A 14,038-nucleotide genomic window follows, 5' to 3' on the forward strand; every position below is an offset into this window, starting at 1 on the left:
TGTCAAGCGCCGGGCTCGCCCGGCACCTCGAATTGGCCCCGCCTAGCCGCCCTCGGCTCGCCTGCGCTTTTCTCTCAGCCCGGCGAAGAATTCGACCCGCTTGCGCAGTTCGCGCTCGTGGCCGCGATCGACGGGGGTGTAATAAACCGGGCGCTTCATCGTTTCGGGGAAATAGTTCTGCCCCGAGAACGCATCCTCGGCGTCGTGGTCATAGTCGTAGCCCTTGCCATAGCCCTGCTCTTTCATCAGCCGGGTCGGCGCGTTGAGAATGTGCTTGGGCGGCGGCTCCGACCCGGTCTTGCGCGCCTCGGCCATCGCCGCCTTGAACGCCGCATAGCCCGCGTTGGATTTCGGCGCGAGCGCGAGATAGGTCACCGCCTGTCCCAGCGCCAATTCGCCCTCGGGGCTGCCCAACCGCTCGTAGATCTCCCACGCGTGCAGGCAGACCGACTGCGCCTGCGGATCGGCAAGGCCGATGTCCTCGACCGCCATGCGGGTGATACGCCGTGCGAGGTAGCGCGGGTCTTCGCCCCCCACCAGCATCCGTCCCAGCCAATAGAGCGCGGCGTCCGGGTCCGAGCCGCGCACCGATTTGTGCAGGGCCGAGATCAGGTTGTAATGCTCATCACCCGACTTGTCGTATTTCGCCGCGCGCTTCATCAGCCGCGAGGTCAGCGCCTCGACCCCGAGCCGGGTGTCGGTTTTCCACGCCGCCACCTGCTCGATCAGGTTCAAGAGCGCGCGCCCGTCGCCATCCGCCATCTCGAGCAGCGCCTCGCGCGCCGCCCCGTCAAGCGGCAGCGCCCGGCCCAGCTCCTTCTCGGCGCGCTGGGCGAGGCGTTCGAGATCGGCGAGGTCGAGCCGCGTCAGCACCAGCACCTGCGCGCGGCTCAGGAGAGCGGCGTTCAACTCGAACGAGGGATTCTCGGTGGTGGCCCCGACAAGGAGGATCGTGCCATCCTCCATATGCGGCAGGAAGCCATCCTGCTGCGCCTTGTTGAAGCGGTGGATCTCGTCGACGAACAATAGCGTCTGCCGCCCCTGCCCGCGCCGAAGCTTGGCGGCTTCGAACACCTTCTTGAGGTCCGCCACCCCGGTGAAGATCGCGCTGACCTGCACGAAGGCCAGCCCCGAGGCGTCAGCCAGCAGCCGCGCGATGGTGGTCTTGCCAACGCCGGGCGGCCCCCACAGGATCAGCGACGACAGCGATCCCGCCGCCAGCATCGCACCAAGCGGCGCCTCAGGGCCCAGCACCTGCTCCTGACCGATCACCTCGCCCAGCACCTTGGGCCGCAACCGGTCCGCCAGCGGCCGATGCGCGGCCTCCGGCGCCGTCTCGCGGCGTGAGCGCTCGGTCGGGGTGTCGGGTAAATTGTCGAACAGATCAGCCATGCCCCCAAATCTAGTGCAGCTGTGGATAACTGCCAAGGGATTTGGTATTGCTGCCGAAATCTAGGGGCTAATCTCCGCCGAGGCCGTTAGAGAAGCCTGTAGTTTCGCGCGCGTTGGATCGCCTCGGCGGTGGTGCGGGCCAACAGCGTGGTGCGGGCCGAGGCCAGCCGTGCCTTGAGCGCGCTTTCGGATATGCCGAGCCGGGCCGCCGCAGCGGCGTGACGGTCGCCGTTGGCGATGCATTGCAGCGCCTCGATCTGCGCCTTGGTCAGCGCGCGCGGCGGCTCGGTGATGTCGTGCAGGTGTTCGATAAGCCCGGCGAAGCGGGCGATCTCGCCATCGGCAAACTCGCGGTCGGGGCGGCAGGCCGAGGCAACGGTTCGCGATTTGACCGGGCCACAGGCCACCGAAAACCCGTAGTTCATCCCGAACTCGCGGGCCTGACCGAGGATATCGAAGGGATCGGGGATCTCGATCTCGCTCCAGCGGCAGGTGCCGGTGGTGCTGAAGCCCCAGGCGATGATCGGATCGCGCAGCGCGTAGGCTTCCTCGGTGTAACGCTCGGCCCAACCCTCCGGGAAGGTCTGGTGGCTCATCAGCGGCAGGGCGAACCGAAAGTGCAGCGCAAAGAAGAATCCGTTGGGCGCGAGAGCGGCAAGCTTGTGGATGTGCAGGTCGATACCAGCTCCGAGAGACATGGCTTGTTCACTCCTCAAAGGATGCAGCGCGTCACTCGTTGATACGTCGACCGAGCTTTCCCTCCCAAGGTATAAGTCATTGACGTTGCGACATTAACCAAAAACGCCCCACCCTTTCGGGGTGGGGCGCTACGCTTTGGGATTGGATCCCTATCACTCTGCGGCGGCGTCTTCCGCTTCGAGCCGGGCGCGGTCGGCGGCGCCCTTGGCGTCGACGTCGCGGTCGACGAATTCGATGATCGCCATCGGCGCCATGTCACCGTAACGGAAGCCGGCCTTCAGCACGCGGACATAGCCGCCCTGACGCTCGGCGTAGCGCGGCCCGAGGATGTCGAACAGTTTCGCCACGTAGGCGTCCTGCTTGAGCTGGGCGGCGGCCTGGCGGCGGGCGTGCAGATCGCCGCGCTTGCCAAGGGTCACGAGCTTCTCGATCACGCGGCGCAGGTCTTTCGCCTTGGGCAGCGTGGTCTTGATCTGCTCGTGCTCGATCAGCGAGCCGGCGAGGTTCGCGAACATCGCCTTGCGGTGCTCGTGGGTACGGTTCAGGCGGCGGTAGCCACTTCCATGACGCATTGGGTCTCTCCTATAGCGTTTTGCTTTGTCCGGCAGCCGATGCGTGTCGGCCACTCTCCTTGGGGCAGGATGCCCGGGTGGTGTCGGGGGCGGTCACCCGCCCCCGAAGATCGATCAGAACTGGTCTTCGAACTTCTTGGCCAGATCTTCGATGTTGTCCGGCGGCCAATCCTCGACGTCCATGCCGAGATGCAGGCCCATGCCCGAAAGCACCTCCTTGATCTCGTTGAGCGACTTGCGGCCGAAGTTCGGGGTGCGGAGCATCTCGGCTTCGGTCTTCTGAATCAGATCGCCGATGTAGACGATGTTGTCGTTCTTCAGGCAGTTCGCCGAGCGCACCGAAAGCTCGAGCTCGTCGACCTTCTTGAGCAGCAGCGGGTTGAACTCGAGCCCGTCGTCAAGCGCGCCGGCCGAGGCCGATTCCGGCTCGTCGAAGTTCACGAAGATCGACAGCTGGTCCTGCAGGATGCGCGCGGCATAGGCCACGGCGTCGTCCGGGGTCAGCGAACCGTCGGTCTCGACCTTCATGGTCAGCTTGTCATAGTCGAGCACCTGGCCCTCACGGGTCGGCTGCACGTCGTAGGACACCTTCTTGACCGGCGAGTAGATCGCGTCGATGGCGATCATGCCGATCGGCGCGTCCTCGGGCTTGTTGCGGTCTGCCGCGACATAGCCCTTACCGGTGTTGACGGTCAGCTCCATGTAGAGGTTGGCGCCATCGTCGAGGTGGCACAGCACGTGATCCTTGTTGAGGATCTCGATGCCTGCGGTCTCGGAGATGTCACCGGCGGTGACCACACCGGGGCCGGTCGCCTGGACGGAGAGGCGCTTGGGGCCCTCAACTTCCATGCGGATCGCGACACCTTTGAGGTTCAGAACGACGTCGGTCACATCCTCGCGGACGCCGGCGATCGAGGAGAACTCGTGCAGCACGTTGTCGATCTGGACGGAGGTGATGGCCGCACCCTGAAGCGACGACATCAGCACGCGGCGCAGCGCGTTGCCGAGCGTCAGGCCGAAGCCACGCTCGAGCGGCTCGGCGACCACGGTGGCCTGCCGCGACGGGTCGTTGCCCGGCTTGACGTCGAGCTGCGTCGGCTTGATCAGCTCGGCCCAATTCTTGTGGATCATGCGTCCCTCCATTCCTGTCCGTGCTCCATGGTCCCGAAGAGCCGGACGCCCGAGGTTTCAAAATGACGGTTCGGGGCCGCGCAGCAAGGCGCGGCCCCGAAAAGGTAGTATAGGCTCAGACGCGGCGGCGCTTCGGCGGACGGCAGCCGTTGTGCGCCATCGGCGTCACGTCGCGGATCGACGTGATGTTGAAGCCGACAGCGGCCAGAGCGCGCAGCGCGCTCTCGCGGCCCGAACCGGGGCCCTGCACTTCGACTTCGAGCGTCTTCACGCCATGTTCCTGCGCCTTGCGGCCAGCGTCTTCGGCGGCGAGCTGGGCAGCGTAGGGGGTCGACTTGCGCGAACCCTTGAAGCCCATGGTGCCGGCGGAGGACCACGCAATCGCGTTGCCCTGCACGTCCGAGATCAGGATCTTGGTGTTGTTGAACGAAGAGTTCACATGCGCCACACCTGCGGCGATGTTCTTGGAGACCTTCTTCTTGCCTCCGCGACGGGTATCACGTGCCATTGATGCGTCCCCTTATTTCTTCTTGCCGGCAATGGCCTTTGCGGGGCCTTTGCGGGTGCGAGCGTTGGTGTGGGTACGCTGGCCACGGACGGGCAGGTTGCGACGGTGGCGCAGGCCACGGTAGCAGCCGAGGTCCATCAGGCGCTTGATGTTCATCGTGGTTTCGCGACGCAGGTCGCCTTCCACGGTGAGGTTCGCGTCGATGTGCTCGCGGATCGCCAGAACTTCGGCGTCGGAGAGATCGTTGACCCGGCGGGTCACGTCGATGCCGACGGCTTCGCAGATCTGGCGGGCGGTCGTGTCACCGATACCGGTGATATAGGTGAGGGCGATCGGAACCCGCTTAGCGGTCGGGATGTTCACGCCGGCAATACGTGCCACGTTTAGCGTCCTTTCGTTGCGGCTCCGTGATACCGGAGCCTTTTTTCACAACTGAGGCCCGGACGAACCGGGCCGCATCCTGCGAGGTGATCCGCGTGAGGTCGGGGGCGACCCGTTAACCCGCGCGAAATGATTCCCTTTCGGGATGGGGCTGTCTATGGGCTGGCGGGCAGAGGGTCAAGCCCCCTGCCGCCGCTCCGACAGAGCCTGTCAAGCGTCTTGTGTCTGCGACCCCAGCAGGCCCGAGATCTCGGCCGAGACCGCGTCGATGGCGGCGAGGCCGTCGACGCTCTCGAGCTGACCCTTGGCGTGGTAATAGCCGATCAATGGCGAGGTTTGCTTGTAATAGGCGAGCAGGCGCGTGCGCAGCGCATCCTCGTTGTCATCGGCCCGGCGCTTGATCTCGGTCGAGCCGCAGTTGGCGCACTCGCCGCTCGCGGGCACGGGCCGGGTCACGTCGTGGTAGACCTCGCCGCAGCTCGCACAGGTGGAACGGCCGGTGATGCGCGCGACCAGCACCTCGTCGTCGACCCGCATCTCGATCACGTGGTCGAGCCCCTGCCCCAGCTCGGAGAGCAGCGCACCGAGTGCGTCGGCCTGCGCCAGCGTGCGCGGAAAGCCGTCGAAGATGTAGCCGCCCGAGGCCTGGCCCGAGGTCAGCTTCTCACGGATGAGCCCGATGACGATCTCGTCGGTCACGAGCTCGCCACGGTCCATGACGTCGGCGACGCGTTTGCCCATATCGGTGCCCGAGGAGCGGGCCTCGCGCAGCATGTCGCCGGTGGAGAGCTGCACCATGCCGCGCTCCTCGACCAGACGCTTGGCCTGCGTACCCTTGCCCGCCCCCGGCGGTCCCAAAAGAATGATGTTCGTGGTCATCGGCGCGCGGGCCCCCTCGGCTTGGTCTTGTTGGTCTTGCCGCTGCGCCTCCCGCGCAGTTGCGATTTCTCGATCAACCCCTCGTACTGATGCGCGAGCAGATGGCTCTGCACCTGCTGGATCGTGTCCATCCCCACCGACACGATGATCAGGATCGAGGTGCCGCCGAAGTAGAACGGGATCGCCAGCTGGCTGCGCAGGATCTCGGGCAGCAGCGCCACGAGCGCGAGGTAAGCCGAGCCCAGAACCAGCACGCGGTTCAGCACGTAGTCGAGATACTCGGCCGTGCGCTTGCCCGGTCGGATGCCGGGGATGAAGCCGTTCTGGTTCTTGAGGTTGTCGGCGACTTCGTCGGTCTTGAACGCCACTTCACGAGTATAGAAATAGGTGAAGAAGATGATCATGCCCGCGAAGAAGATCAGGTAGAGCGGCTGACCGGGGCCGAAATAGGCCAGGATCGTCGACAGCACCGGGCCGCTCTGCCCGCCCGAGAAGGTCGAGAGCGTGGTCGGCAGCAAGAGCAGCGCCGATGCGAAGATCGCGGGGATCACACCGGCCGGGTTGACCTTGATCGGCAGGTGCGAGGACCCGCCATCATAGACCTTCATGCCGACCTGGCGGCGCGGGTACTGGATGTGGATCTTGCGCAGGCTGCGCTCCATGAACACCACGAAGGTCAGCACCCCGATCACCATGGCGATCACCAGAAGGATCACCGCGGGGGAGATCGCACCGGACCGGCCCTGGCTCAGGAACTGCGCCAGCGCTGCCGGGATCTCGGCGATGATACCGACGAAGATGATCAGCGAAATGCCGTTGCCGATGCCGCGCGCGGTGATCTGTTCGCCCAGCCACATCAGGAACATGGTGCCACCCACGAGGGTGATCATGGTCGAGGCGCGAAAGAACAGGCCCGGATCGGTGACGAGATCGCCCGCCTCCAAGGAGACGGCGAGGCCGTAGGCCTGGAAGGTCGCCAGCACCACGGTGAAGTAGCGGGTGTACTGGTTGATCTTCTTGCGGCCCTGCTCGCCCTCTTTCTTGAGCTGCTTGAGCGGCTCGTACATCGAGGCCATGAGCTGCACGATGATCGAGGCGGAGATGTAGGGCATGATGCCGAGGGCGAAGATGCCCATGCGGCTTAGCGCGCCGCCGGTGAACATCGACAGGATGCCGCCGATGCCGGAGGCCGCGCTCTCCATGAAGTTGCGCAGCGCGGCGCCGTCGATCCCCGGCACGGGGATGAAGGTGCCGAGCCGGTAGACGATCAGGAGGCCGATCGTGAAGAGGATCCGCTGACGGAGCTCGGTGGCCTTGCCGAAGGCCCCCCAGCTCATGTTGGCGGCCATCTGTTCTGCTGCTGATGCCATCGGGGCTCTCTATGTCATGTCAGCGCCGCCGGACCGGGGTCTTCCGGTCGGCGGCGCGGGAACAGTCGGTGACGGGGCTGGGGAGCGCAAGGCCCCCCGACCACCGATTATTCGGCGGCGGCCGCCGGTGCGGTGAGGGTGAGCTTGCCGCCCGCCTTCTCGACCGCCTCGATCGCGCCCTTGGACGCGCCGGTCACGGCGATGTTGGCCTTGGAGGTGTACTCGCCCTTGGACAGCACGCGGATGCCGTCGCGCTTGCGGCGAACCAGGCCCGACGCGATCAGCGCGTCTTCGGTGATGTCCTGGCCGGCGTCGATCTTGCCCGCGTCGATGAACTTCTGGATCAGGCCCAGGTTGACGACGGCGTACTCGCGACGGTTCGGCTTGTTGAAGCCGCGCTTGGGCAGACGCTGGTAGAGCGGCATCTGGCCGCCCTCGTAGCCCTTGATGGCCACACCCGAGCGGGACTTCTGACCCTTGATACCACGGCCACCCATCTTACCGGTGCCCGAGCCCGGACCACGGCCGACGCGCTTGGGTTTCTTGGTGGCGCCCGGGTTGTCGCGCAGTTCGTTGAGTTTCATGTCGCTTCTCCTTGTGCCGGAACTGCCCCCCAGCGACGGAACGGGCAAACGCGGCTTCATTGAATGGATTCGAGGCCCTCGAAAGGGCCACCGGCGGCGTATACGATCCTTGGCCCCCGCATGCAAGCCGTGTGGGTCAAGCTGTCTCATGCCCCCTGCCCCGGACGCCACCCCGACGATGGTCGCCCCCGGGGCGCGCGACATGCAAAAAGGGCGCCGCGGTGTCCCGCGGCGCCCTTCCCATTCGCACTGAACCGGTGGCTCAGGCTTTTTCTTCGATGATCTGCACCATGTGCGGGATCGAGTTCACCATGCCGCGGACCGAGGGAGTGTCCTCGAGCTCGCGGGTGCGGTGCATCTTGTTGAGCCCGAGGCCCTTCAGCGTGGCACGCTGCGAGGCGGGGCGACGGATCGGCGAACCGATCTGCTTGACGACGATAGTAGCCATGTTCGCTCTCCTCAGGCTTCGGCGACTTCGGCGCTGGCCTCTTCGGGCTTGCGCAGAATGTCGGCGACTTTCTTGCCACGACGCTGGGCGACCGCACGCGGCGACTGCTCGGCCCGGAGGCCGTCCAGCGTGGCGCGGATCATGTTGTACGGGTTCTGCGAACCGAGCGATTTGGACACGACGTCCTGCAGGCCCAGCATCTCGAACACCGCACGCATCGGGCCGCCGGCGATGATGCCGGTACCCGCGGGTGCCGCCCGCATGACGACACGGCCGGCGCCGTGGCGGCCTTCCATGTCGTGGTGCAGGGTCCGACCCTCGCGCAGCGGCACGCGGATCAGGTTGCGGCGTGCCTGCTCGGTGGCCTTGCGGATGGCCTCGGGGACCTCCTTGGCCTTGCCCTTGCCAAAGCCGACACGGCCCTTCTGGTCGCCCACGACGACGAGCGCTGCAAAGCCGAAGCGCTTGCCGCCCTTGACGGTCTTGGAGACCCGGTTGATCGCCACGAGACGATCGGCGAATTCCGGGTTCTCATCGCGGTCGCGGCGACGGTTGTCACGTTCTGCCATGTTACGTCTCCTCAGATCTTCAGGCCGGCGTCACGGGCCGCGTCAGCGAGCGCCTTGACCTTGCCGTGGAACAGGAAGCCGCCACGGTCGAAGTAGGCTTCGGACACGCCGGCCTTCTTCGCACGCTCTGCGATCGCCGCACCGACCTTCGCGGCCGCCTCGACGTTGTTCTTCCCGACGATGCCCAGATCCTTCTCGAGAGAGGAGGCCGAGGCGAGAGTGACGCCGCTTACGTCGTCGATCAGCTGGACGCTGATGTTCTTGTTGCTGCGGTGCACGGAGAGGCGCGGACGCCCTGCGTTCACCTTGCGCAGCTTGCTCCGGACGCGCTGACGGCGCTTCAGGAACAGATCCCGTTTGCTGTTTGCCATTTTTTCGCGTCCTTACTTCTTCTTGCCTTCCTTGCGGAAGATGAACTCGCCTTTGTAGCGGATGCCCTTGCCCTTGTAGGGCTCCGGAGCGCGCCACTCGCGAATGTTCGCCGCAACCTGTCCAACCTGCTGCTGGTCGATACCCTCGACCACGATCTCGGTCTGCTTGGGTGCCGTGACCGTGACGCCCTCGGGCACCTCGAAATTCACGTCGTGGCTATAACCGAGCGCCAGCTTCAGGACGTTGCCCTGCATCTGTGCGCGGTAGCCCACACCCTGGATCTCGAGCTCCTTCTTGAAGCCCTCCGAGACGCCGGTGACGAGGTTCTGCACCATCGAGCGGGACATGCCCCACTGCTGACGGGCACGCTTGGACATGCCGCGGGGCATGACCGAAACCGCGCCGTCTTCGACGGTCAGTGTGACGTCGTCGGTGGCGGTGAAGCTGCGGGTGCCTTTCGGCCCCTTCACTTCGACCGTCTGGCCGGAGACGTTGGCGGTCACGCCGCTGGGCAGAGCGACCGGGCGTTTGCCGATACGAGACATTTCCGGACCCTCCTTAGAATACGGTGCAAAGCACTTCGCCGCCGACGTTGGCTGCGCGTGCATTTGCATCCGACATCACGCCGCGGGGCGTGGAGACGATCGAGACGCCGAGACCCTGGCGCGGAGCCGGGAGGTCGTTGACGCTCATGTAAACGCGGCGACCGGGCTTGGAGACCCGCTTCAGCTCACGGATCACCGGCGCACCTTCGTAGTAGCGCAGGCTGATCTCGAGAGCGGGGTGCCCGTCCTTACCCGTGGTCGGCTCGTAGCCGCGGATGTAGCCTTCGTCGGCCAGGACATCGAGCACCCAACCGCGCAGCTTGGAGGCGGGGGTGATGACGGTGGACTTGTGACGCATCTGCGCGTTGCGGATGCGGGTCAGCATATCACCGATGGGATCGTTCATCTGTGGACCCTCCTTACCAGCTCGACTTGACCATGCCGGGGATTTCCCCGTTCGAGCCGAGCTCGCGCAGCATGATCCGGCTGAGTTTCAGCTTGCGATAGTAGGCGTGCGGACGCCCCGTCAGCTGGCAGCGGTTGTGAAGACGGGTGGCGGAGCTGTTGCGCGGCAGTTGCGCAAGCTTCAGGTTCGCTTTGAAGCGCTCTTCCACGGGCTTGTCTTTGTCGTTCGCGATCGCCTTAAGCTCGGCGCGCTTGGCGGCATACTGAGCCACCAGACGCTCGCGCTTCTTCTCGCGTTCGATCATGGATTTCTTGGCCATATCTCTCTTTCCTCCCGCGGATCAGCTGTTGAACGGCATGTTGAAATGCTTCAACAGCGCCTTCGCTTCCGCGTCGGTCTTCGCGGTGGTGCAGATGATGATGTCCATGCCCCAGACTTCATCGACCTTGTCGAAGTTGATCTCCGGGAACACGATGTGCTCCTTGAGGCCCATGGCATAGTTGCCACGGCCGTCGAAGCTCTTGCCCGGCACGCCGCGGAAGTCGCGGATGCGCGGCATCGCCACGGTGATCAGACGGTCGAGGAATTCGTACATCCGGTCGCCGCGCAGCGTGACCTTGGTCCCGAGCGGCATCTCTTCACGGACGCGGAAGCCGGCGATCGACTTCTTGGCCTTGGTGATGACGGCCCGCTGACCGGCGATGGTCGAAAGATCGTCCTGGGCGGACTTCGCTTTCTTGCTGTCGCGGACGGCCTCGGCCCCGGCGCCGATGTTCAGGACGATCTTGTCCAAGCGCGGGATCTGCATGTCGTTCTTGTAGCCGAACTCTTCGCGAAGCTTGGCCTTGATCTCGGAGGCGAAGGACGCCTTGAGACGCGGGGTGTAGTTTGCGGTATCGAGCATCAGATCACATCCCCGGTTGTCTTGGCGAAGCGGACCTTCTTGCCGTCTTCCTCACGGAAGCCGACGCGGGCCGGTTTGCCGTTGGCATCGACGATGGCCAGGTTCGACAGCTGGATCGGCATCGACTTGGGCTGGCGGCCGCCCTGATCGGACTGGCTTTGCTTGACGTGACGAATGGCGACGTTGAGCCCTTCGACCACGGCCTTGCCGGCGGTGGGGTTGACCGAGAGGATCTCGCCGGTCTTGCCCTTGTCCTTGCCGGTCAGCACGACGACCTTGTCACCTTTGCGGAGTTTGGCAGCCATTACAGCACCTCCGGCGCGAGCGAGATGATCTTCATGAAGTTCTTCGCGCGCAGCTCACGAACCACCGGCCCGAAGATACGGGTGCCGACGGGCTCGTTGTTGTTGTTCAGAATAACGGCCGCGTTGCGGTCGAAGCGGATCGAAGTGCCGTCTTCGCGGCGAACTTCCTTGGCGGTGCGAACGACGACGGCCTTGCGGACGTCACCTTTCTTCACGCGGCCACGGGGGATCGCTTCCTTGACGGACACCACGATGATGTCGCCGACCGACGCATACCGGCGGTGCGAACCGCCGAGGACCTTGATGCACTGCACCCGGCGTGCGCCGGAGTTGTCAGCGACATCCAGATTGGTCTGCATCTGGATCATGGGTTTCTCCCGACCTTTGGGGGGCTCTCAATGGCCTTCTCCCCAGGGTTTCGTTCAAGCTGGAAGATGAGACGCCTTACTCGGCGATCACTTCCCAGCGCTTGGTCTTGGATTTCGGAGCGCACTCCTGAATGCGGACGGCGTCGCCCACATTGAAGGTGTTCGCTTCGTCGTGAGCCCGGTACTTCTTGGACTTACGGATCGTCTTCTTCAGAACCGGGTGCGTGAAACGACGCTCGACCGAAACGGTGACGGTCTGCGCGTTCTGGTTCGAGGTCACGACGCCTTGCAGGATGCGTTTGGGCATGGGCTCAGGCCTCCGTGCCGGCGGCCGCGGCCGCCTTCTGGTTCAGAATGGTGTTGATACGTGCAACGCCGCGCTTGACGACGCGCATGCGCGCGGTGTTCTCGAGCTGGCCAGTGGCCTGCTGGAAGCGCAGGTTGAACGCTTCTTTCTTCAGGTCTACGAGTTGCGCGCGGAGCTGGTCCGCGGACTTGTCGCGGAGTTCCTTGGCATGGAGCGCCATGGGTCTGTCCTTTCGACATCACCGGAAGGCCCCTTTCATCATCGAGAGGGTCACCCTGATTCCGGTGGACTAGGTGAATGAGCGCTGTCCCTAGCCGACATGGGGGATGGATGCAAACCCTTTCTCGGACAGGGCCACGACCAGGCGCGCGCTGCCCCACTTTGCTCTCGTTCCACCTTTCCCGTCGGCGGGTCCACCCGGCCCGGAAACGAGGCATCCTCGGGCGAGATGGTCTGACCCCTCACAGCCAGAAGCGCCCTCCGAAGTCCACGAAACGTCGACGAATGACCGCCGCGCACGACATGTCCGGCCCCGTCAGCCTTCGTCGAATGGCCGCGAGAGTGCTTCGATCTGGCTGCATAGCCAGGCATGCGCGGGCCAGGCCGAATACCTCCGGTTCCAGATCATCATGATCTGGACAGGTTCGATGGGCATAGGCGGCGCGTAGATCTCGAGCCCAACCAAGGCGGCGACCCGCCGCACCATCTGATCGGGCATCAAGGCGATGAGCTCGGAGCCTCCCACAGGCCCGTAGACGTCGGATAACACCGGCATGCTCATGACGACACGCCGCTCGCGCGCCTCTCGGGCCAGCGCGGCATCGCCCATCGCGGCCGGCTTGCCCTCTGGCGAAAACAACACATGCCTCATGCGCAGAACAGGTCGATCGAGATCACGTCACCGGGGCGTACGCCTGCTCGTGCAAGCCTGTCGTTGCCTTGGCGTGCGAATACCGAGAGCGGAGCACCGGCTTGCAGTCGATCCAGTTGGGCAACTCCAGCGCCGGGACCGATGCGATGTCGACCTCGTATCGATCCAACGTGTCGATATAGCTGTCCGGCACGAAGTCCACGAACGATGCACCAGCATCAGGGGGGCGTCGCGCGAGTGACCTGCTCCCCTGAAATATCCGCGTTTCAAGGTTAGCCTGTTCTCCTAATGAGGAGACAGACGATGAGAAGAAGCCAGTTCAGCGAGGAGCAGATCATCCGCATCCTGAAAGAGCACCAAGCCGGGCTCGGGGTGAAGGAGCTGTGCCGACAGCACGGGATCAGCGACGCGACCTTCTACAAGTGGCGCTCGAAGTATGGCGCCATGGAGGTGTCCGACGGTCGCCATTCAGACGCCACTGGCCCAAGCCCAATGGCGACGCGGCCGAAGGCGCTGGAAGCCGCGAATGCGAAGCTGAAGAGTGTGAGGGGACCGTCGCCCCGTTGGGGCGGCGAAAGCCCCGATCACGCTGGCGGAGCAGATGCTGGACATGGCCACGCTCAAGGAAATGCTCGCAAAAAACTTTTGAGGATGTGCCATGGCGCGCCATCGGTCCGAGCGACAATGGCGCATGTTCGAGGAGACGTGCCGTGGACTGGGCCATGACAGAGAAAAGCTATTCGCGGCGGCGCGCCTGCGCCTTGGTAGGGATCGATCCGCGCATGTGTCGGCGGCTGCGAGCACTTGCCGGCGAGCGAAGACGCTTCGGCTATTGCCGCCTGCACCTCCTGTTGGAGCGGGAGGGCTGGGTGCTGAACTGGAAGAAGCTGTATCGGCTCTACCGCGAAGAAGGGCTGACCGTGCGCAAGCGCGGCGGCCGCAAACGCGCCATCGGGACAAGGGCGCCCATGGCGATCCCGCAAGGGCCGAACCAGCGATGGAGCCTGGACTTCGTATCCGACAGCTTCGCCGACGGCAGGCGGTTCCGGGTGCTCTGCGTGATCGATGACTTCACCCGGGAGTCTCTGGCGACCGTCGTCGATACCTCGCTATCTGGGCAACGGGTTGCGCGTGAGCTCGACCGGATCGCCGAACTGCGGGGCTATCCTTGCATGGTGGTCAGCGACAACGGCACGGAGCTGACCAGCAATGCGATCCTGAAATGGCAGGAGGACCGCAAGGTGGAATGGCACTACATCGCGCCGGGAAAGCCAATGCAGAACGGCTTCGTCGAGAGCTTTAACGGGCGACTGCGCGACGAATGCCTGAACGAGCACCTGTTCTCGAACCGTCGTCCATTGTGCTCGGACCATTTATGGATGGCTCCCGCGTGGCAAGGGCTTTCGTGGCGTTCCGGCGACTGGTCG

22 protein-coding genes and 1 pseudogene are annotated in these 14,038 nt (G+C 64.6%); 1 reads left to right on the plus strand and 22 read right to left on the minus strand.

Annotation, left to right across the window (positions count from 1 at the left end; genetic code table 11):
* Positions 1 to 42 precede the first annotated feature (42 nt).
* The 22 genes from AADJ02_RS17240 to AADJ02_RS17345 all read right to left on the minus strand — a co-directional run bounded on the left by AADJ02_RS17240 (position 43) and on the right by AADJ02_RS17345 (position 12,813).
* On the minus strand, positions 43 to 1,392 hold the full coding sequence (locus tag AADJ02_RS17240) for a replication-associated recombination protein A (protein ID WP_341214243.1): 1,350 nt from the start codon (positions 1,390 to 1,392) through the stop codon (positions 43 to 45).
* 86 nt (positions 1,393 to 1,478) lie between these two features.
* On the minus strand, positions 1,479 to 2,090 hold the full coding sequence (locus AADJ02_RS17245; RefSeq protein ID WP_341214244.1) for an autoinducer binding domain-containing protein: 612 nt from the start codon (positions 2,088 to 2,090) through the stop codon (positions 1,479 to 1,481).
* A 153-nt stretch (positions 2,091 to 2,243) separates the two neighbouring features.
* Complete coding sequence (gene rplQ / locus AADJ02_RS17250; RefSeq protein WP_341214262.1) at positions 2,244 to 2,663, minus strand: 50S ribosomal protein L17; 420 nt, start codon at positions 2,661 to 2,663, stop codon at positions 2,244 to 2,246.
* A 114-nt stretch (positions 2,664 to 2,777) separates the two neighbouring features.
* Positions 2,778 to 3,794 carry a DNA-directed RNA polymerase subunit alpha gene (locus AADJ02_RS17255; RefSeq protein ID WP_341214245.1) on the minus strand — a complete coding sequence of 339 codons (1,017 nt, stop codon included), beginning with the start codon at positions 3,792 to 3,794 and terminating at the stop codon, positions 2,778 to 2,780.
* Between the two features lie 115 nt (positions 3,795 to 3,909).
* Positions 3,910 to 4,302, minus strand: a complete 393-nt coding sequence (rpsK, locus tag AADJ02_RS17260; protein ID WP_228702007.1) for a 30S ribosomal protein S11 — start codon at positions 4,300 to 4,302, stop codon at positions 3,910 to 3,912.
* A 12-nt stretch (positions 4,303 to 4,314) separates the two neighbouring features.
* On the minus strand, positions 4,315 to 4,683 hold the full coding sequence (gene rpsM / locus AADJ02_RS17265) for a 30S ribosomal protein S13 (RefSeq protein WP_085894966.1): 369 nt from the start codon (positions 4,681 to 4,683) through the stop codon (positions 4,315 to 4,317).
* A 210-nt stretch (positions 4,684 to 4,893) separates the two neighbouring features.
* Entirely contained in the window at positions 4,894 to 5,562 is a 669-nt protein-coding gene (locus AADJ02_RS17270; protein WP_341214246.1) for an adenylate kinase, read from the minus strand.
* Positions 5,559 to 6,932: a preprotein translocase subunit SecY gene (secY, locus tag AADJ02_RS17275; RefSeq protein ID WP_341214247.1), complete on the minus strand. Its 1,374-nt coding sequence runs from the start codon at positions 6,930 to 6,932 to the stop codon at positions 5,559 to 5,561. Before secY ends, AADJ02_RS17270 begins: the two co-directional genes overlap by 4 nt.
* A gap of 107 nt (positions 6,933 to 7,039) precedes the next feature.
* Entirely contained in the window at positions 7,040 to 7,516 is a 477-nt protein-coding gene (gene rplO / locus AADJ02_RS17280; RefSeq protein WP_341214248.1) for a 50S ribosomal protein L15, read from the minus strand.
* Positions 7,517 to 7,778: 262 nt separating this feature from the next.
* Positions 7,779 to 7,964, minus strand: a complete 186-nt coding sequence (gene rpmD, locus AADJ02_RS17285) for a 50S ribosomal protein L30 (RefSeq protein WP_341214249.1) — start codon at positions 7,962 to 7,964, stop codon at positions 7,779 to 7,781.
* An 11-nt stretch (positions 7,965 to 7,975) separates the two neighbouring features.
* Complete coding sequence (gene rpsE / locus AADJ02_RS17290) at positions 7,976 to 8,533, minus strand: 30S ribosomal protein S5 (protein WP_341214250.1); 558 nt, start codon at positions 8,531 to 8,533, stop codon at positions 7,976 to 7,978.
* Between the two features lie 11 nt (positions 8,534 to 8,544).
* Positions 8,545 to 8,904 (minus strand): 50S ribosomal protein L18, encoded by a 360-nt coding sequence (rplR, locus tag AADJ02_RS17295; RefSeq protein WP_341214251.1) that lies wholly within the window; start codon positions 8,902 to 8,904, stop codon positions 8,545 to 8,547.
* A gap of 12 nt (positions 8,905 to 8,916) precedes the next feature.
* Positions 8,917 to 9,450, minus strand: a complete 534-nt coding sequence (gene rplF, locus AADJ02_RS17300; RefSeq protein WP_341214252.1) for a 50S ribosomal protein L6 — start codon at positions 9,448 to 9,450, stop codon at positions 8,917 to 8,919.
* 13 nt (positions 9,451 to 9,463) lie between these two features.
* Positions 9,464 to 9,856, minus strand: coding sequence for a 30S ribosomal protein S8 (gene rpsH / locus AADJ02_RS17305; protein ID WP_341214253.1), 393 nt, complete (start codon positions 9,854 to 9,856; stop codon positions 9,464 to 9,466).
* Between the two features lie 13 nt (positions 9,857 to 9,869).
* Entirely contained in the window at positions 9,870 to 10,175 is a 306-nt protein-coding gene (gene rpsN / locus AADJ02_RS17310) for a 30S ribosomal protein S14 (RefSeq protein ID WP_341214254.1), read from the minus strand.
* A 21-nt stretch (positions 10,176 to 10,196) separates the two neighbouring features.
* Positions 10,197 to 10,760: a 50S ribosomal protein L5 gene (gene rplE, locus AADJ02_RS17315; protein WP_341214255.1), complete on the minus strand. Its 564-nt coding sequence runs from the start codon at positions 10,758 to 10,760 to the stop codon at positions 10,197 to 10,199.
* Positions 10,760 to 11,065: a 50S ribosomal protein L24 gene (rplX, locus tag AADJ02_RS17320; protein ID WP_341214256.1), complete on the minus strand. Its 306-nt coding sequence runs from the start codon at positions 11,063 to 11,065 to the stop codon at positions 10,760 to 10,762. Before rplX ends, rplE begins: the two co-directional genes overlap by 1 nt.
* Positions 11,065 to 11,433 (minus strand): 50S ribosomal protein L14, encoded by a 369-nt coding sequence (gene rplN, locus AADJ02_RS17325; protein WP_017928025.1) that lies wholly within the window; start codon positions 11,431 to 11,433, stop codon positions 11,065 to 11,067. The genes rplX and rplN overlap by 1 nt, the downstream gene beginning before the upstream one ends.
* Before the next feature lie 76 nt (positions 11,434 to 11,509).
* Positions 11,510 to 11,740: a 30S ribosomal protein S17 gene (gene rpsQ / locus AADJ02_RS17330; protein WP_341214257.1), complete on the minus strand. Its 231-nt coding sequence runs from the start codon at positions 11,738 to 11,740 to the stop codon at positions 11,510 to 11,512.
* Positions 11,741 to 11,744: 4 nt separating this feature from the next.
* A complete protein-coding gene (gene rpmC / locus AADJ02_RS17335; protein ID WP_341214258.1) occupies positions 11,745 to 11,960 on the minus strand; it encodes a 50S ribosomal protein L29 in 216 nt (71 codons plus the stop codon).
* A gap of 315 nt (positions 11,961 to 12,275) precedes the next feature.
* On the minus strand, positions 12,276 to 12,569 hold the full coding sequence (locus tag AADJ02_RS17340; protein WP_341214259.1) for a hypothetical protein: 294 nt from the start codon (positions 12,567 to 12,569) through the stop codon (positions 12,276 to 12,278).
* Between the two features lie 64 nt (positions 12,570 to 12,633).
* Positions 12,634 to 12,813: a hypothetical protein gene (locus tag AADJ02_RS17345; RefSeq protein WP_341214260.1), complete on the minus strand. Its 180-nt coding sequence runs from the start codon at positions 12,811 to 12,813 to the stop codon at positions 12,634 to 12,636.
* Between the two features lie 101 nt (positions 12,814 to 12,914).
* Between AADJ02_RS17345 and AADJ02_RS17350 the strand changes: the two are divergent.
* Positions 12,915 to 14,038: pseudogene (locus AADJ02_RS17350) on the plus strand (IS3 family transposase); the annotation flags it as partial.

The organism is uncultured Limimaricola sp., assembly GCF_964022235.1.
GTDB lineage: Bacteria > Pseudomonadota > Alphaproteobacteria > Rhodobacterales > Rhodobacteraceae > Limimaricola.